This is a genomic window from Streptomyces sp. NPDC044063, from assembly GCF_056434285.1.
The window spans coordinates 1-17224 of sequence record NZ_JBWKFM010000006.1 but is presented as its reverse complement, the minus strand read 5'-3'; the positions used below and the strand labels follow the sequence as shown (position 1 = coordinate 17224).

At 71.9% G+C, this 17224-nt stretch carries 18 protein-coding genes; 17 read left to right on the top strand and 1 reads right to left on the bottom strand.

The genetic code is table 11. The features are described 5' to 3' along the window. Window positions 1-38: 38 nt before the first annotated feature. Both AC07BS_RS09885 and AC07BS_RS09880 read left to right on the top strand, forming a co-directional pair. The gene (locus AC07BS_RS09885; protein ID WP_478644562.1) at window positions 39-701 is read left to right on the top strand and encodes a vitamin K epoxide reductase family protein; all 663 of its coding nucleotides are present in this window, start codon (window positions 39-41) and stop codon (window positions 699-701) included. A gap of 82 nt (window positions 702-783) precedes the next feature. Continuing rightward, complete coding sequence (locus AC07BS_RS09880; protein WP_478931310.1) at window positions 784-2166, top strand: replication-associated recombination protein A; 1383 nt, start codon at window positions 784-786, stop codon at window positions 2164-2166. Between the two features lie 19 nt (window positions 2167-2185). Here AC07BS_RS09880 and AC07BS_RS09875 read toward each other — a convergent pair whose 3' ends face one another. Beyond that, complete coding sequence (locus AC07BS_RS09875) at window positions 2186-2896, bottom strand: DUF2470 domain-containing protein (RefSeq protein ID WP_478931308.1); 711 nt, start codon at window positions 2894-2896, stop codon at window positions 2186-2188. Between the two features lie 189 nt (window positions 2897-3085). On the opposite strand from AC07BS_RS09875, the gene rpsD reads away from it, so the two are divergent. The 15 genes from rpsD (at window position 3086) to nusB (ending at window position 17087) form a co-directional block, all read left to right on the top strand. Then, the gene (gene rpsD / locus AC07BS_RS09870) at window positions 3086-3700 is read left to right on the top strand and encodes a 30S ribosomal protein S4 (protein ID WP_086566727.1); all 615 of its coding nucleotides are present in this window, start codon (window positions 3086-3088) and stop codon (window positions 3698-3700) included. Window positions 3701-3913: 213 nt separating this feature from the next. After that, a complete protein-coding gene (locus AC07BS_RS09865) occupies window positions 3914-4357 on the top strand; it encodes a DUF948 domain-containing protein (protein WP_478644555.1) in 444 nt (147 codons plus the stop codon). Between the two features lie 8 nt (window positions 4358-4365). Continuing rightward, complete coding sequence (locus AC07BS_RS09860; protein ID WP_478644553.1) at window positions 4366-4695, top strand: DUF6167 family protein; 330 nt, start codon at window positions 4366-4368, stop codon at window positions 4693-4695. Beyond that, window positions 4695-7364, top strand: a complete 2670-nt coding sequence (alaS, locus tag AC07BS_RS09855; RefSeq protein ID WP_478644551.1) for an alanine--tRNA ligase — start codon at window positions 4695-4697, stop codon at window positions 7362-7364. The genes AC07BS_RS09860 and alaS overlap by 1 nt, the downstream gene beginning before the upstream one ends. A 1-nt stretch (window position 7365) precedes the next feature. Continuing rightward, a complete protein-coding gene (gene ruvX / locus AC07BS_RS09850) occupies window positions 7366-7830 on the top strand; it encodes a Holliday junction resolvase RuvX (protein ID WP_478644550.1) in 465 nt (154 codons plus the stop codon). 125 nt (window positions 7831-7955) lie between these two features. Continuing rightward, window positions 7956-9803 carry an endolytic transglycosylase MltG gene (mltG, locus tag AC07BS_RS09845; RefSeq protein WP_478931304.1) on the top strand — a complete coding sequence of 616 codons (1848 nt, stop codon included), beginning with the start codon at window positions 7956-7958 and terminating at the stop codon, window positions 9801-9803. Next, window positions 9800-10642: a shikimate dehydrogenase gene (locus tag AC07BS_RS09840; RefSeq protein ID WP_478644545.1), complete on the top strand. Its 843-nt coding sequence runs from the start codon at window positions 9800-9802 to the stop codon at window positions 10640-10642. The genes mltG and AC07BS_RS09840 overlap by 4 nt, the downstream gene beginning before the upstream one ends. A 122-nt stretch (window positions 10643-10764) precedes the next feature. Continuing rightward, the gene (gene aroC / locus AC07BS_RS09835; protein WP_478931302.1) at window positions 10765-11949 is read left to right on the top strand and encodes a chorismate synthase; all 1185 of its coding nucleotides are present in this window, start codon (window positions 10765-10767) and stop codon (window positions 11947-11949) included. Then, window positions 11946-12491, top strand: a complete 546-nt coding sequence (locus tag AC07BS_RS09830) for a shikimate kinase (RefSeq protein ID WP_478644541.1) — start codon at window positions 11946-11948, stop codon at window positions 12489-12491. The genes aroC and AC07BS_RS09830 overlap by 4 nt, the downstream gene beginning before the upstream one ends. A gap of 7 nt (window positions 12492-12498) precedes the next feature. Next, entirely contained in the window at window positions 12499-13590 is a 1092-nt protein-coding gene (aroB, locus tag AC07BS_RS09825) for a 3-dehydroquinate synthase (protein ID WP_478644540.1), read from the top strand. Window positions 13591-13604: 14 nt separating this feature from the next. Beyond that, window positions 13605-14048 (top strand): type II 3-dehydroquinate dehydratase, encoded by a 444-nt coding sequence (aroQ, locus tag AC07BS_RS09820; protein ID WP_478931299.1) that lies wholly within the window; start codon window positions 13605-13607, stop codon window positions 14046-14048. 130 nt (window positions 14049-14178) lie between these two features. After that, complete coding sequence (locus AC07BS_RS09815; RefSeq protein WP_478931297.1) at window positions 14179-14862, top strand: AAA family ATPase; 684 nt, start codon at window positions 14179-14181, stop codon at window positions 14860-14862. A 68-nt stretch (window positions 14863-14930) separates the two neighbouring features. Further along, window positions 14931-16040 (top strand): aminopeptidase P family protein, encoded by a 1110-nt coding sequence (locus AC07BS_RS09810; protein WP_478644533.1) that lies wholly within the window; start codon window positions 14931-14933, stop codon window positions 16038-16040. Between the two features lie 49 nt (window positions 16041-16089). Beyond that, window positions 16090-16656, top strand: a complete 567-nt coding sequence (gene efp / locus AC07BS_RS09805) for an elongation factor P (protein ID WP_478644530.1) — start codon at window positions 16090-16092, stop codon at window positions 16654-16656. 2 nt (window positions 16657-16658) lie between these two features. Further along, entirely contained in the window at window positions 16659-17087 is a 429-nt protein-coding gene (gene nusB, locus AC07BS_RS09800; RefSeq protein ID WP_478644528.1) for a transcription antitermination factor NusB, read from the top strand. The last annotated feature ends 137 nt before the right edge of the window (window positions 17088-17224 follow it).

Here is a 17224-nt window from a genome sequence, read left to right as displayed (position 1 = left end):
ATGGGCGGCAACGACCTACTGATGGGATCGACAGCGCTATGACCACTTCGGCACTCGACCGCTCCGACACCGACGGCGTGGAGCGGGACGGCCCCGCCACGGGTGCGGTGGGCGGCAGCCGTGCGTTCGCGTGGCTGCTGGTCATCACCGGTGCCGCCGGTCTGCTGGCGTCCTGGGTCATCACGATCGACAAGCTCAAGATCCTCGAGGCCAAGGTCGAGGGGAAGACGTTCACCCCCGGGTGCAGCCTCAACCCCATCGTCTCCTGCGGCAACATCATGGAGAGCGCCCAGGCCAAGGCCTTCGGGTTCCCCAACCCGATGCTCGGCCTGGTCGCCTACGGCATCATCGTCGCGATCGGCCTGGGCCTGATCGCCGGCGCCCGCTTCCGCCGCTGGTACTGGCTGGGCATGGAGGCCGGCTGCCTCTTCGGCGTCGGCTTCGTGACCTGGCTGCAGTACCAGTCGCTGTACGTGATCGGGTCGCTCTGCCTGTGGTGCTGCCTGGCCTGGGTCGCCACCATCGTCATGTTCTGGTACGTGACCCTGCAGAACCTCCGGCACGGCTTCATCCCCGCGCCGGAGGGCCTCAAGCGGGGCCTGCTGGAGTTCCACTGGGTGGTCCCGGTGCTGTGGATCGGCGTGATCGGGATGCTGATCCTCACCAAGTGGTGGTGGTTCTGGACGGGCGGCACGGCCTGACCGTCCCCGCCCCCAGCTCGACCGACGCCGTCGGACCTCCGGGTCCGGCGGCGTTGTCAGTCCGGTGGCATAGGGTTTCGGCGTGGAGCCCGACCTGTTCACCGCGGCCGCAGAGGACCGCCAGGAGAAGGACCCGGCGGGAAGCCCGCTGGCCGTCCGTATGCGTCCCCGCACCCTCGACGAGGTGGTGGGGCAGCAACACCTGCTCAAGCCCGGCAGCCCGCTGCGCCGGCTGGTGGGGGAGGGCAGCGGGGGGCCGGTCGGCCCCTCCTCGGTGATCCTGTGGGGTCCGCCCGGCATCGGCAAGACGACCCTCGCGTACGTGGTCAGCCAGGCCACCAACAAGCGCTTCGTGGAGCTGTCCGCGATCACCGCCGGGGTCAAGGAGGTGCGGGCCGTCATCGACGGCGCCCGCCGCGCCTCCGGCGGGTACGGCAAGGAGACCGTCCTCTTCCTGGACGAGATCCACCGCTTCAGCAAGGCGCAGCAGGATTCCCTGCTGCCGGCCGTGGAGAACCGCTGGGTCACCCTCATCGCGGCCACCACGGAGAACCCCTACTTCTCGGTGATCTCGCCGCTGCTGTCGAGGTCCCTGCTGCTGACCCTCCAGGCCCTGACCGACGACGACCTGCGCGGTCTGGTCCGCCGCGCCCTGACCGACGAGCGGGGCCTCGGCGGCGCGGTGACGCTGGCCGAGGACGCCGAGGCGCATCTGCTGCGCGTCGCGGGCGGGGACGCCCGGCGCGCGCTGACGGCGCTGGAGGCGGGCGCGGGGGCGGCGATCGCCAAGGGCGAGGGCGAGATCAGCCTGGAGACCCTGGAGGAGGTCGTCGACCGGGCCGCGGTGAAGTACGACCGTGACGGCGACCAGCACTACGACGTGGCCAGCGCGCTCATCAAGTCCATCCGCGGCTCTGACGTGGACGCGGCCCTCCACTACCTGGCCCGGATGATCGAGGCGGGGGAGGACCCCCGGTTCATCGCCCGCCGCCTGATGATCTCGGCGAGCGAGGACATCGGCCTGGCCGACCCGACGGCGCTGCCCACGGCGGTGGCCGCGGCGCAGGCGGTCGCGCTGATCGGCTTCCCGGAGGCGGCGCTCACGCTCAGCCACGCCACGATCGCCCTGGCGCTGGCCCCCAAGTCCAACGCGGCCACGACGGCGATCGGCGCGGCGCTGGCGGACGTACGCGCCGGGCTGGCCGGCTCCGTCCCGGCCCACCTGCGCGACAGCCACTACAAGGGCGCGCGGAAGCTGGGCCACGGCCAGGACTACGTCTATCCCCACGACGTGCCGGGCGGCATCGCCGCGCAGCAGTACGCGCCGGACTCCGTCCACGGCCGTCGGTACTACGAGCCGACGCGCTACGGCGCCGAGGCCCGCTACGCGGACGTGGTGGAGCGGGTGCGCGAGCGGCTGCGCGGCGAGCAGGAGGAGGGCCCGGGCCCCCGTCGGACCTCCTGAGCGCGCTCGGGTGCGTCTCTCAGCCCGCCGCCTCGAAGAGCCGGTGCATCTCGGCGCGCAGCCCCACGATGTCCCGTACAGGCCGGGGGAACTCGAAGCGCGCGTCGAAGGAGCGGTCGGCGGCCGTCCCGCCGCCCTCGTGGCGGGTGAAGCGCACGCGCAGGCCGAAGCGGTCCAGGGCCACCGGTACGACCTGGGCGTAGGCCTCGGAGCCGACCTCGTGCTCGCCGAGCAGCGAGGCGAGCCGGCGCACCTGGTCGCCGTGGCCGGAATGGAGGTGCTGGAGCAGCTCCGCCTCGTGGCCGGCGAGGGGGTCGGCGGACGCCGCGGCGAAGTCCTCCGGTTCCACGGTCTCGGCGCCCCACAGGTCGTCGACGTCCACCTCGCCCAGTTCGAGGCGCAGCAGCATGCGGCCCGGCTCGGCGATGCCGGGCACACAGGTGAGCCAGCCGGACAGCCGGGCGCGGCCGCGGACGCGGTTGGGGACGGAGACGGGCGCCACATCGGTGATCTCGAGCAGCGCCGCCAGCTCGTCGTCCTGGGCGTGGGTGGCGGCCCGTACGGCCGGGGAATCGGCGGGCAGGACGAGGAAGACCTCGCCGTCCGGGCCGACGGTGCGCACCCGGGGGGCCAGGTGGTCGGGGAAGCCGCAGTCCAGGCCGGGGATCAGCAGCACCGCGGAGCATGTACTCTGTACGAGAGTTCGTGTGCGCTCGGCTGCTGACGGCATCCGTGCGATTTCAAGTCCGCTGGGACGCGGCTGACCACGATCTGATCGGACCTCCGTCACGTCGACGCCATCGGGCGCTTCGGCCTGTTTCGTGCTGTCCGTGATGTGACTGGTGTTCCCCGGGCGAGACATGCGATCTCCTTGAGTAAGGTAAGCCTAACCTAACTTATCAACGGAGGTCTGGAGAACGTGCCTAACCAGTCGCGTCCCAAGGTCAAGAAGTCTCGTGCGCTCGGTATCGCGCTGACGCCGAAGGCCGTCAAGTACTTCGAGGCCCGCCCCTACCCGCCGGGCGAGCACGGCCGTGGCCGCAAGCAGAACTCGGACTACAAGGTCCGTCTGCTCGAGAAGCAGCGTCTGCGCGCCCAGTACGACATCAGCGAGCGCCAGATGGCGCGTGCCTACGACCGCGCCAAGAAGGCCGAGGGCAAGACGGGCGAGGCGCTGGTCGTCGAGCTCGAGCGTCGCCTCGACGCCCTGGTCCTGCGTTCGGGCATCGCCCGCACCATCTACCAGGCCCGCCAGATGGTCGTCCACGGCCACATCGAGGTCAACGGTGGCAAGGTCGACAAGCCGTCCTTCCGCGTCCGTCCGAACGACGTCGTGATGGTCCGCGAGCGCAGCCGCGCCAAGGCCCTCTTCGAGACGGCCCGCGCCGGTGGCTTCGCCGCCGAGGGCGAGACCCCGCGCTACCTCCAGGTCAACCTGGGCGCGCTGGCCTTCCGCCTGGACCGCGAGCCGAACCGCAAGGAGATCCCGGTCATCTGCGACGAGCAGCTCGTCGTCGAGTACTACGCCCGCTGATTCCGGGGGTACCTCCCAGCGGTAGCTGGGGGAGGCCGTAGGTCACTCCTGCGCACAGCCCGTCGTCCCGCCTGCCCCTGTGGCCGGCGGGCCGGCGGGCTCGCGCGTTTCCGGGCCCGTACGGACCGGTAATGCGGTACGGGCGAAGAGGCCCGGCGCGATAAGGTCGATACCCGACGTTCAAGCGAAACTACAGCTAGGGAGCGGTGCAGCGTGTCCGGTGGAGAGGTGGCCGGGATCCTCGTGGCCGTCTTCTGGGCGATCCTGGTGTCGTTCGTCGCCCTGGTGCTGGTCCGGCTCGCGCAGACCCTGCGGGCGGCCACCCGACTGGTCGCCGAGGTCACCGAGCAGGCCGTGCCGCTGCTGGCCGACGCCTCCGCGACCGTCCGTTCCGCGAACACCCAGCTCGCCCGCGTCGACTCGATCACCGCCGACGTCCAGGAGGTCACGGCGAACGCCTCCGCGCTCTCCTCGACCGTCTCCTCCGCATTCGGCGGGCCGCTGGTCAAGGTCGCCGCGTTCGGCTACGGCGTGCGCCGCGCGATGGGCCGCAAGGCCGAGCCGGTCCGCGAGGCCACCGTCTTCACCGGCCGGACCGTCGGCCAGAACCTGCCGTCCGCCCGGTTCGGCGGCCGCCGCACCCGTGGGAAGGGCTGACCCCAGAAATGTTCCGCCGCACGTTCTGGTTCACCACTGGTGTAGCAGCCGGTGTCTGGGCCACCACCAAGGTCAACCGGAAGCTCGCCAAGCTCACCCCGGAGAGCCTGGCCCTGCAGGCGGCCGACCGCGCGGTCGTCGCCGGGCGCAAGGTCAAGCTCTTCGCGCTGGACGTCCGCGAGGGCATGGCGCACCGGGAAGCGGCGCTCAAGGACGCGCTCGGCCTCGCCGCCGCGCCGCCCGCACCGGAGCACCACGCCCTGCCCGAGCAGCGCCGTCTCGTCGCTCTCGAACAGCACCACACCCACCACCCGTTCACCCGGAAAGAGGACCACTGATGGAGTCGGCTGAAATCCGCAGGCGCTGGCTGCGCTTCTTCGAGGAGCGCGGGCACACCGTCGTGCCGTCGGCGTCGCTCATCGCGGACGACCCGACCCTGCTGCTGGTCAACGCGGGCATGGTGCCCTTCAAGCCCTACTTCCTCGGCGAGGTCAAGCCGTCCTTCACACGCGCCACGAGCGTGCAGAAGTGCGTTCGCACCCCGGACATCGAAGAGGTCGGCAAGACCACCCGCCACGGCACGTTCTTCCAGATGTGCGGCAACTTCTCCTTCGGCGACTACTTCAAGGAAGGCGCCATCACATACGCCTGGGAGCTGCTGACGACTCCCGTGGCGGACGGCGGCTACGGCCTGGAGCCGGAGAAGCTCTGGATCACCGTCTACCTCGACGACGACGAGGCCGAGCGCATCTGGCGCGACGTGATCGGCGTGCCTGCCCAGCGCATCCAGCGCCTGGGCAAGAAGGAGAACTTCTGGTCCATGGGCGTGCCCGGCCCGTGCGGCCCGTGCTCGGAGATCAACTACGACCGCGGTCCCGAGTTCGGTGTCGAGGGCGGCCCGGCCGTCAACGACGAGCGCTACGTGGAGATCTGGAACCTGGTCTTCATGCAGTACGAGCGCGGCGCGGGCGACGGCAAGGAGGACTTCCCGATCCTCGGCGACCTGCCCGCCCAGAACATCGACACCGGCCTCGGACTCGAGCGCCTGGCGATGATCCTCCAGGGCGTGCAGAACATGTACGAGACCGACACCCTGCGCGTCGTGATCGACAAGGCCACCGAGCTGACGGGCGTCCGCTACGGCCAGGCCAAGGACTCCGACGTCTCGCTGCGCGTGATCGCCGACCACCTGCGCACCTCCACCATGCTCATCGGCGACGGCGTCACCCCCGGCAACGAGGGCCGCGGCTACGTCCTGCGCCGCATCATGCGCCGCGCCATCCGCAACATGCGGATGCTCGGTGCCACCGGCCCGGTCGTCGCCGACCTCCTCGACGTCGTGATCCGCACGATGGGCCAGCAGTACCCGGAGCTCCTCGCCGACCGCAACCGCATCGAGACCGTCGCCCTCGCCGAGGAGGCCGCCTTCCTCAAGGCCCTCAAGGGCGGCACCAACATCCTCGACACCGCCGTCACCGAGACCAAGGCCTCCGGCGGCACCGTCCTCTCCGGCGACAAGGCGTTCCTGCTCCACGACACCTGGGGCTTCCCGATCGACCTCACCCTCGAGATGGCCGCCGAGCAGGGCCTGTCCGTGGACGAGGACGGCTTCCGCCGCCTGATGAAGGAGCAGCGGGAGCGCGCCAAGGCCGACGCCAAGGCCAAGAAGACCGGCCACGCCGACCTGTCCGCCTACCGCGAGGTCGCCGACACCTCCGGCCAGACCGACTTCACCGGCTACACCACCACCGAGGGCGAGTCGACCGTCGTCGGCCTGCTCGTCGACGGTGTGCCGTCGCCGGCCGCCTCCGAGGGCGACGAGGTCGAGATCGTCCTCGACCGCACCCCCTTCTACGCCGAGGGCGGCGGCCAGCTCGCCGACCAGGGCCGGATCAAGCTCGACAACGGCGCCGTCGTCGAGATCCGCGACGTGCAGAAGCCGGTCCCCGGCGTCCACGTCCACAAGGGTGTCGTCCAGGTCGGCGAGGTGACCGTGGGCTCCTCCGCCTACGCCGTCATCGACGTGGCCCGCCGCCGGGCCATCGCCCGCGCCCACAGCGCCACCCACCTCACCCACCAGGCGCTGCGCGACGCCCTGGGTCCGACGGCCGCCCAGGCCGGTTCCGAGAACTCCCCGGGCCGCTTCCGCTTCGACTTCGGCTCGCCCGCCGCCGTGCCCGGCAGCGTGCTGACCGACGTCGAGCAGCGGATCAACGAGGTCCTCTCCCACGAGCTGGACGTCCATGCCGAGATCATGAGCCTGGACGAGGCCAAGAAGTCCGGCGCCATCGCCGAGTTCGGCGAGAAGTACGGCGAGCGCGTCCGCGTGGTGACCATCGGCGACTTCTCCAAGGAGCTCTGCGGCGGTACCCACGTCGCCAACACCGCCCAGCTGGGTCTGGTGAAGCTGCTCGGCGAGTCCTCGATCGGCTCCGGCGTGCGCCGCGTCGAGGCCCTCGTCGGCGCCGACGCCTACAACTTCCTGGCCAAGGAGCACACGGTCGTCGCCCAGCTCACCGAGCTGGTCAAGGGCCGTCCGGAGGAGCTCCCGGAGAAGATCTCCGGCATGCTCGCCAAGCTCAAGGACGCCGAGAAGGAGATCGAGCGCTACCGCGCCGAGAAGGTGCTCCAGGCCGCGGCCGGCCTGGCCGCGGGCGCCAAGGACGTCCACGGCGTCGCCCTGGCCGTCGGCCGGGTGCCGGACGACACCGGCGCCGACGACCTGCGCAAGCTGGTCCTCGACGTGCGGGGCCGCATCACCGGCGGCCGCCCGGCCGTGGTCGCCCTGTTCACGGTGGCCAACGGCCGCCCGCTGACCGTGATCGCCACCAACGAGGCCGCCCGTGAGCGCGGTCTGAAGGCCGGCGACCTGGTCCGTACGGCCGCGAAGACCCTCGGCGGCGGTGGCGGCGGCAAGCCGGACGTCGCCCAGGGCGGCGGCCAGAACCCCGAGGCCCTCGACGAGGCCATGGCCGCCGTCGAGCGCCTCGTGGCCGAGGCGGCCTGACGTGCGACGGGGCAGGCGCATCGCCGTGGATGTCGGGGACGCCCGTATCGGGGTCGCGTCGTGCGACCCCGACGGGATCCTCGCCACCCCGGTCGAGACCGTCCCCGGGCGTGACATACCGCAGGCCCACAAGCGGCTCGTGGCGATCGTCGCGGAGTACGAACCGGTCGAGGTCGTGGTCGGTCTGCCCCGCTCCCTCAAGGGGGGAGAGGGGCCGGCCGCGGCCAAGGTGCGGACCTTCGCCAAGGAGATGGCGCGGAGGATCGCCCCGGTGCCGGTGCGGCTCGTCGACGAGCGGATGACGACCGTCACGGCGACGCAGGGGCTGCGGGCCTCGGGCGTCAATTCCCGCAAGGGCCGTTCCGTGGTCGATCAGGCGGCAGCGGTGATCATCCTGCAGAACGCCCTGGAGATCGAGAAGATCTCCGGGCGTCCTCCGGGTGAGGCCGTCGAAGTGGTCATCTGATCGCAATACGGTAACGTTCCGCGCTACATGGCAGCTGTTCGAATGTCTGCCGGGCAGGACCAGACGTCGGACTGTCGCGCCCGGCTCGGGCGCACTGGCTGCCGCTGTGCGGCTCTAGGGGATAGATGACTGAGTACGGCCGGGGTTCCGGCTCCCAACCGTGGCATCCCGAGGACCCTCTCTACGGGGACCGGGGATACGGCGGCCAGCAGTACGTGCCGCAGCAGCCGACGCAGTCGCAGCCCCCCTACGGTCAGCAGCACCCCTCCGATCAGCAGCAGTACGGCTGGGACCCCTCGCAGAACGCGGGGGGCCCCGGTCAGTACCCGGCCGGACCGGGCGACCCGTACGCGGGTCAGTCCGGGCAGACCGGCCAGTACGCGGCCGTGGGCCAGCAGGGCTACTACGAGTACGACACCGGCGGGACTGCCTACCCGCCCCAGCAGCAGGGCCCCTACCCCGCGGACCAGCACACGGGCCAGCACCCGGTGCAGCAGCACACCGGACAGCATCCGATCCAGCAGCACACCGGTCAGCACCCCGTCCAGCAGCACACGGGGCAGTACCCGGTCCAGCAGGACACCGGGCAGCACCCCGTTCAGCAGCACACGGGCCAGCACGTGATGCCGCAGGACACCGGGCAGTACCCGGTCCAGCAGGACACCGGGCAGCACCCGGTGCAGCAGCACACCGGCCAGTACCCCGTCCAGCAGGACACGGGCCAGCACCCGATCCAGCAGGCGCAGGTGCCCCCGCCCGCGGACGGCGTCGATGAGAAGATCTCCCTCTTCGACGACGCTCTGATGCCCGAACCCGCCGCCCCCGCCGCCGACGAGGACGACGGGACCGCCCCGCGCGAGGAGCGCGGCCGCGGCCGCGACCGGCGCGGCAAGGGCAAGGAGAAGGACAAGCGGCCCAAGCGCCGCAGCGGCACCGCCTGCCTGGTCATCGCCGTGGTCCTGGTCGGCGTCGTGGGCGGCGGCGGATACCTCGCCTACGACTACTGGCAGACCCACTACGGCGCCGCCCCCGACTACGAGGGCGAGGGCTCCGGCCAGGTGACGGTCGAGATCCCCAAGGGCTCCTCCCTGACCCAGATGGGCCAGATCCTGGAGAAGGCCGGCGTGGTCAAGAGCGTCGGCGCGTTCACCTCGGCCGCCGCCAAGAAGTCCATCCAGCCGGGCACGTACACCCTCCGCAAGGAGATGTCCGGAGCCGCGGCCGTGGGGATGATGACGGACTCCGGCAACTTCCTCACCCTCCATGAGGGCATCCGGGCCGCCAACGTCTACACCGCCATCGACAAGAAGCTGGGCCTCGCCCCCGGCACCACCAAGGGCGTCGCCGAGAGCCAGGCGAAGAACCTGGGCCTGCCCGACTGGGCGAACACCGACCCGAAGATCAAGGACCCGCTGGAGGGCTTCCTCTACCCCTCGCAGTACAGCGCGGGCAAGGGCACCAAGCCGGAGACCATCCTCAAGCAGATGGTCGCCCGGGCCAAGGAGAACTACGCCAAGCAGGACCTGGAGGGCAAGGCCAAGGAGCTCGGCCTGAAGTCCCCGCTCCAGCTGATCACCGTGGCGAGCCTGGTCAATGCCGAGGGCATGACGCACGACGACTTCCGCAAGATGTCGCGGGTCATCTACAACCGCCTCAAGCCCACCAACGTCGAGACGAACGGCAAGCTGGAGTTCGACTCCACGTACAACTACATCAAGAACCAGAGCAAGCTGGACCTCAGCCCCAAGCAGCTCCGCGCCTTCGACAACCCGTACAACACGTACTTCTACAAGGGCCTGACGCCCGGTCCCATCGGCAACCCGGGCGCCGAGGCGCTCAGGGCCGCGATGGATCCCGAGCCGGGTGACTGGTACTACTTCGTCGCCATCAACGAGAAGACGACGTTCACCAAGAACCTCCAGGAGCACCAGAAGCTCGTGGACGAGTTCAACAAGAGCCGGAAGACGTCATGACCGACCCCCAGGGGCGCCACCGGGCCGCCGTGCTCGGCTCGCCCATCGCCCACTCCCTGTCGCCCGTGCTGCACCGGGCCGCCTACGCGGACCTGGGCCTGGGGGAGTGGACGTACGACCGGTACGAGGTCGGCGAGGCGGACCTGGCGTCCTTCCTCGGCGGCCTGGACGCCACCTGGGCCGGGCTGTCCCTGACCATGCCGCTCAAGCGCGCGGTGATCCCGCTGCTCGACGAGGTCAGCGCCACGGCCCGGTCCGTCGAGGCCGTCAACACCGTCGTGTTCACCGCCGACGGCCGCCGTACCGGCGACAACACCGACATCCCCGGCATCACCGCCGCGCTGCGTGAGCGCGGCGTGGAGAAGACGGAGGCCGCCGCCGTCCTCGGCGCCGGCGCCACCGCCTCCTCCGCGCTGGCCGCCCTCGCCCGGGTCTGCACCGGCGAGGTCACCGCCTATGTGCGCAGCGCCGAACGGGCCGCCGAGATGCGCCGGTGGGGTGAGCGGCTCGGCGTGTCCGTCCGCACCGCCGACTGGTCGCGGGCCGCCGAGGCGTTCGAGGCGCCCCTGGTCGTCGCCACCACCCCGGCCGGGGCCACCGACGCCCTCGCCGACGCGGTCCCGGACCGCCCCGGCACCCTCTTCGACGTGCTCTACGAGCCGTGGCCGACCCCGCTGGCCGCCACCTGGGCCGCCCGCGGCGGCACGGTCCTGGGCGGCCTGGACCTGCTGGTCCACCAGGCGGTCCTCCAGGTCGAGCAGATGACGGGCCGTGCCCCCGGCCCGCTGGCCGCGATGCGCGCGGCCGGCGAGGCGGCACTGGCGGCGCGCGCGCACTGAGCGGAGCTGCCCAGCAGCCGATACGGCCGTTCCATCAGCTGGACGGACGGCCGGGAGAGCCTCCGCGGCGTGGGAGGATCGGAGCGAGCATTTCGCAAGGCCATGGCTACTGAGGAGCACCATTGAGCAGGTTGCGCTGGCTGACCGCGGGAGAGTCGCACGGCCCCGCACTCGTCGCGACGCTGGAGGGTCTTCCCGCCGGCGTGCCGATCACCACGGAGATGGTGGCGGACCACCTGGCCCGGCGCCGCCTCGGTTATGGACGCGGCGCGCGGATGAAGTTCGAGCGCGACGAGGTCACCTTCCTCGGCGGTGTCCGCCACGGCCTCTCCCTCGGTTCCCCGGTCGCCGTCATGGTGGGCAACACCGAGTGGCCCAAGTGGCAGCAGGTCATGGCCGCCGACCCGGTCGACCCCGCCGAGCTGGCCGAGCTGGCCCGCAACGCCCCGCTGACCCGGCCCCGCCCCGGTCACGCCGACCTCGCCGGCATGCAGAAGTACGGTTTCGCCGAGGCCCGCCCGATCCTGGAGCGCGCCTCCGCCCGCGAGACCGCCGCCCGTGTCGCCCTCGGCGCCGTGGCCCGCTCCTTCCTCAAGGAGACCGCCGGCATCGAGATCGTCTCGCACGTCGTGGAGCTGGCCGCCGCCAAGGCGCCGTACGGCGTGTACCCGAAGCCGTCCGACGTCGAGCGGCTCGACGCCGACCCGGTCCGCTGCCTCGACGAGGAGGCGAGCAAGGCGATGGTCGCCGAGATCGACCAGGCCCACAAGGACGGCGACACCCTCGGCGGCGTCGTCGAGGTCCTGGCCTACGGCGTGCCGGTGGGTCTGGGCTCGCACGTGCACTGGGACCGCCGTCTGGACGCCCGTCTGGCCGCCGCCCTGATGGGCATTCAGGCCATCAAGGGCGTCGAGGTCGGCGACGGCTTCGACCTGGCCCGGGTGCCGGGCTCCAAGGCGCACGACGAGATCGTGGCCACCGAGGACGGCATCCGCCGCGTCACCGGCCGCTCCGGCGGCACCGAGGGCGGTCTGACCACGGGCGAGCTGCTGCGCGTCCGGGCCGCGATGAAGCCGATCGCGACCGTGCCGCGCGCGCTGGCGACGGTCGACGTCGCCACCGGCGAGGCCGCGCAGGCCCACCACCAGCGCTCCGACGTGTGCGCCGTGCCCGCCGCCGGCATCGTGGCCGAGGCCATGGTGGCGCTGGTGCTCGCCGACGCCGTGGTGGAGAAGTTCGGTGGCGACAGCGTCGCCGAGACCCGCCGCAACGTCCAGGGCTACCTCGAGAACCTGGCCATCCGGTGACGACGCCCACCGCGCCCGCGGTCGTCCTGGTGGGGCCGCCCGGCGCGGGCAAGTCCACCATCGGTGCCCTGCTCGCCGAGCGGCTGGGCACCGGCTACCGGGACACCGACGCCGACATCGAGCGCGTGGCCGGCAAGCCCATCCCGGACATCTTCGTGGACGAGGGCGAGCCGCACTTCCGCGAGCTGGAGCGGCGGGCCGTGGCCGCCGCCGTGGCCGAGCACCCCGGTGTGCTCGCCCTCGGCGGCGGCGCCGTCATGGACCCCGGCACCCGGGCCCTGCTCATGGGCCTGCCGGTGGTCTTCCTTGACGTCGAGCTGGCCGACGCCGTGCGCCGCGTGGGCCTGGACGCCCCGCGTCCGCTGCTGGCCGTCAACCCCCGCAAGCGCTGGCGCGAGCTGATGGAGCAGCGCCGACCGCTCTACACCGAGGTCGCCCGTGCCGTCGTCGGCACCGGCGGCCGCACCCCGGACGAGGTGGCCGACGCCGTGCTCGAGGCGCTGCGGCTGCCCCCGGCCCACACCCCGGACACCACGCAGTGAGGAACGCATGACCGACGCCCCCACCCGCATCCCGGTCGCCGGCAGCGCGGGTACCGCGCCCTACGACGTCCTGGTCGGGCGCCAGCTGCTGGGCGAGCTGCCCGGCCTCATCGGCACCCAGGCCAAGCGCGTGGCCGTGCTCCACCCGGAGGCTCTCGCCGACACCGGCGAGGCGATCCGCCAGGACCTGGCGGAGCAGGGCTACGAGGCCATCGCGATCCAGCTGCCGAACGCCGAGGAGTCCAAGACCGTCGAGGTCGCGGCCTACTGCTGGAAGGCCCTGGGGCAGACCAACTTCACCCGCACCGACGTCATCGTCGGCGTGGGCGGCGGGGCCACCACCGACGTGGCCGGCTTCGTGGCCGCCACCTGGCTGCGCGGTGTCCGCTGGATCGCCGTGCCCACCACCGTGCTGGGCATGGTCGACGCGGCCGTCGGCGGCAAGACCGGCATCAACACCGCCGAGGGCAAGAACCTCGTCGGCGCCTTCCACCCCCCGGCCGGGGTGCTGTGCGACCTGGCCGCGCTGGAGTCGCTGCCCGTCCACGACTACGTCAGCGGGCTCGCCGAGATCATCAAGGCGGGCTTCATCGCCGACCCGGCCATCCTGGACCTGATCGAGGCCGACCCCGAGGCGGCGCGCTCGCCCCGCGGCCCGCACACCGCCGAGCTGATCGAGCGCTCGATCCGGGTCAAGGCGGACGTCGTCTCCTCGGACCTCAAGGAGTCGGGTCTGCGCGAGATCCTCAACTACGGGCACACCCTCGCCCACGCGATCGAGAAGAACGAGCGCTACAACTGGCGGCACGGCGCGGCCGTGTCCGTCGGCATGGTCTTCGCGGCCGAGCTCGGCCGGATCGCCGGCCGCCTGGACGACGCCACCGCCGACCGCCACCGGTCGGTCCTGACGTCGGTGGGCCTGCCCGTCACCTACCGGGGCGACCAGTGGCCCCGGCTGCTGGAGACGATGAAGGTCGACAAGAAGACGCGTGGCGACCGGCTGCGCTTCATCGTCCTGGACGGCCTCGCCAAGCCGACGGTCCTGGAGGGCCCCGACCCGGCGATGCTGCTGGCGGCCCACGCCGAGATCGCGGCGTGAGCGGCGTGAGCGACATGAGCGTCCGACGCGTCCTGGTGCTGAACGGCCCCAACCTCGGCCGCCTCGGCTCCCGCGAGCCCGACGTCTACGGCTCGACGTCCTACAAGGGCCTGGTCGAGGCCTGCACCGCGCTGGGCGCCGAGCTCGGTCTCGACGTCGAGGTGCGGGAGACCAACGACGAGGGCGAGCTGGTCCGCTGGCTGCACGAGGCGGCCGACGGCCGGCTGCCCGTCGTCATCAACCCCGGCGCGTTCACGCACTACTCGTACGCGATGCGCGACGCGGCGGCCCAGCGCACGGCGCCGCTGATCGAGGTGCACATCTCCAACCCGTACGCGCGGGAGGAGTTCCGGCACACCTCCGTCATCGCGGCGGTCGCCAGCGGCACGGTGGCGGGCTTCGGCATCGGCTCCTACCGGCTCGCGCTGCGCGCGCTGGCCGGGGAACTGGCGGGCTGACGGCCCGTCGGGCACTTCCCGGCACCCCCGGCCGTTGGTGGTGCGACGGCCGGGGAGCCCTCTCTCCGGTACTCTCCCGTCTGGCCCAGCGCCCTTCACCACGTGATCGCACGAGACGGAGTACCACCGGATGCAGTACCCCGTGGGACCGCCGCTGCCACCGGCCCACCCCCCGATGCCGGCCCCGCCACCGCTGCCGGGGGCCGAGGTCACCGGGCACTTCCCCGCGGCGCCCCCCGTGGCGCCGGTGGTCGCCGACGCCTCGACCGCCGCCGTGGCGGTGCTCCTCATCGGACCGGCCGGCGCCGGCAAGACCACCGTGGCCCGGTACTGGGCGGACACCCGACGGGTGCCCACGGCCCACATCAGCCTGGACGACGTGCGCGAGTGGGTGCGCTCCGGTTTCGCCGACCCGCAGTCGGGCTGGAACGACCACTCCGAGGCGCAGTACCGGCTGGCCCGCCGGACCTGCGGTTTCGCCGCCCGCAACTTCCTCGCCAACGGCATCTCCTGCATCCTCGACGACGCCGTCTTCCCCGACCGGCCCGTGGTGGGCCTCGGCGGCTGGAAGCGCCATGTGGGCCCTGGTCTGCTGCCCGTGGTCCTGCTGCCGGGACTGGACGTGGTCCTCGAACGCAACGCCGAACGCACCGGCAACCGGCGATTGAGCGACGAGGAGGTGGCCCGCATCCACGGCCGGATGGCCGGCTGGTACGGCTCGGGGCTGCCGATCATCGACAACACCCACCAGGACGTGGCCACCACGGCCCGGCTGCTGGACGAGGCCGTCGCCCGCGCCCTGACCGCCTGGTAGCCGTCCGCGGGCCCCGGTCGGAGTCCCCCGGAAGGCCGGAAACCGCCGCCGAACGTACGCTCGGAAGCATGTCCGAGGTGTACGCGGCACGGCGCTCGCGGCTGCGCGAGCGGTGCGAGGCGGCCGGCAGCGAGGCCGCCCTGGTGACCGGCGACGCCAACGTCCGCTACCTGGCCGGCGGCGCCCCGCCCGGGGCCGTGCTCCTCCTGGGCCCGGACACCGATGTTCTGGTGTGCGCCGTCGATCCGTTCGCGGACCTCACCGGCGGTGCCCGGCCCGCCGAGGAACTGGGCGTCCTGGTGCTGCCCAACCCGGAGGGCGACCCGGCCGTCGCGGCCGCCGAGCGGGCCGCCGAGGCGGGGGTGCGCTCCTTGGCGGTGGAGGAGCACCATCTGACCGTGGCCCGGCACCGGGCGGTGCGCTCGGTGGCGCCCCGGACCCGGCTGGAGGATCTGGGCACGGCCGTGGAACAGCAGCGGATCGTCAAGGACGACGAGGAGATCTCGCACCTGCGCATCGCCGCGGAGATCGCCGACCAGGCGCTGGGGGAGCTGCTGGAGTCGATACTCGTCGGGCGCACCGAGCGGCACCTCGCGCTGGAGCTGGAGCGCCGGCTGATCGATCACGGCGCGGACGCGGCGGCGTTCCCCACCTCGGTGGGGGCCGGGCCGAACTCGGGCCGGGCCGGTCATGTGCCGACCGACCGCCGGGTGGAGGAGGGCGACTTCCTGAGCGTCTGCCTGGGAGCGGACTATCGTGGATACCGGAGCGAGATCGCTCGTACCTTTGTGATCGGATCCTCCCCGGCGGACTGGCAGATCGAGCTGTACGAGCAGGTGTTCGCAGCCCAGCGGGCGGGCCGGGAGGCCCTGGCCCCCGGGACGGCCTACCGCGACGTCGACCGCGCCGCGCGGGTCGTGCTGGAGGCGGCGGGCCACGGCGAGCGGGTCGGACCCCGCATCGGCCACGGCGTGGGACTCGAAAACGACGAGGACCCTCGGCTGGCACCGTCGGCAATGGGTAAACTGGACGCTTGCGTGCCGGTCACCGTAGATCCGGGAGTCCACCTCCCGGGGCGGGGCGGCGTCCGGATCGATGACACGCTCGTCGTCCGCCCCGAGGCGGACGGCGGACCCGAGCTACTCACCATCACGACCAAAGAGCTGCTCGCGCTCTAGCCGGCGCACCGCACTTTCTGGTTCCACCAGTCCAGGAGATACCGCAACCGTGGCATCCACGAACGACCTCAAGAACGGCATGGTGCTCAAGCTCGACGGGGGCCAGCTCTGGTCCGTCGTCGAGTTCCAGCACGTCAAGCCCGGCAAGGGCCCCGCCTTCGTCCGTACGAAGCTGAAGAACGTGCTCTCCGGCAAGGTCGTCGACAAGACCTTCAACGCTGGCGTGAAGGTCGACACGGCCACCGTCGACCGTCGTGACATGCAGTTCTCGTACATGGACGGCGAGTACTTCGTCTTCATGGACATGAAGGACTACGACCAGCTGATGATCGAGCGGAAGGCCGTCGGCGACGCCGCGAACTTCCTCATCGAGGGCTTCGAGGCCACCGTCGCCACGCACGAGGGCGAGGTGCTCTACGTCGAGCTGCCGGCCGCCGTCGAGCTGGTCATCGAGCACACCGACCCGGGCGTCCAGGGCGACCGCTCCACCGGCGGCACCAAGCCCGCCAAGCTGGAGACCGGCTACGAGATCCAGGTCCCGCTCTTCGTCACCACCGGCGAGAAGATCAAGGTCGACACGCGCACCGGCGATTACCTCGGCCGGGTGAACAGCTAACCGTGTCCGCCCGCAGCAAGGCACGTAAGCGCGCCTTCCAGATCCTCTTCGAGGCCGACCAGCGCGGTGCGACCGTGCAGAACGTCCTCGCGGACTGGATCCGGCACGCCCGGTCCGACGACCGGCAGCCGCCGGTCAACCCGTACACGATGCAGCTCGTCGAGGGCTACGCGCAGCACGTCGCGCGCATCGACGAACTGATCTCCACCTACGCGGTCGACTGGGACCTGGACCGGATGCCCGTCGCGGACCGGAACATCGTCCGGCTCGGCGCGTACGAGCTGATCTGGGAGGACGAGACTCCGGACGCGGTGGCGATCGACGAGGCGGTGCAGCTCGCCAAGGAGTTCTCCACCGACGACTCGCCCGCCTTCGTGAACGGCCTGCTGGGCCGTTTCAAGGAGCTCAAGCCGAGCATTCGGCGTTCCTAGGCGAACACACCGCCTGCAACGAACAACCGCCGTGGGGGGGGGGGGGGGGGGGGGGGGGGGGGGGGGGGGGGGGGGGGGGGGGGGGGGGGGGGGGGGGGGGGGGGGGGGGGGGGGGGGGGGTTGGTGGGGGGGGGGGG

Bases quoted from the DNA above. Each gene is read 5' to 3' on its own strand.
- AC07BS_RS09885 (WP_478644562.1), top strand. From the start codon at position 39: ATGACCACTTCGGCACTCGACCGCTCCGACACCGACGGCGTGGAGCGG.
- AC07BS_RS09875 (WP_478931308.1), bottom strand. From the start codon at position 2,896: ATGCCGTCAGCAGCCGAGCGCACACGAACTCTCGTACAGAGTACATGC.
- AC07BS_RS09860 (WP_478644553.1), top strand. From the start codon at position 4,366: ATGTTCCGCCGCACGTTCTGGTTCACCACTGGTGTAGCAGCCGGTGTC.
- alaS (WP_478644551.1), top strand. From the start codon at position 4,695: ATGGAGTCGGCTGAAATCCGCAGGCGCTGGCTGCGCTTCTTCGAGGAG.
- mltG (WP_478931304.1), top strand. From the start codon at position 7,956: ATGACTGAGTACGGCCGGGGTTCCGGCTCCCAACCGTGGCATCCCGAG.
- AC07BS_RS09840 (WP_478644545.1), top strand. From the start codon at position 9,800: ATGACCGACCCCCAGGGGCGCCACCGGGCCGCCGTGCTCGGCTCGCCC.
- aroB (WP_478644540.1), top strand. From the start codon at position 12,499: ATGACCGACGCCCCCACCCGCATCCCGGTCGCCGGCAGCGCGGGTACC.
- aroQ (WP_478931299.1), top strand. From the start codon at position 13,605: ATGAGCGTCCGACGCGTCCTGGTGCTGAACGGCCCCAACCTCGGCCGC.
- AC07BS_RS09815 (WP_478931297.1), top strand. From the start codon at position 14,179: ATGCAGTACCCCGTGGGACCGCCGCTGCCACCGGCCCACCCCCCGATG.
- AC07BS_RS09810 (WP_478644533.1), top strand. From the start codon at position 14,931: ATGTCCGAGGTGTACGCGGCACGGCGCTCGCGGCTGCGCGAGCGGTGC.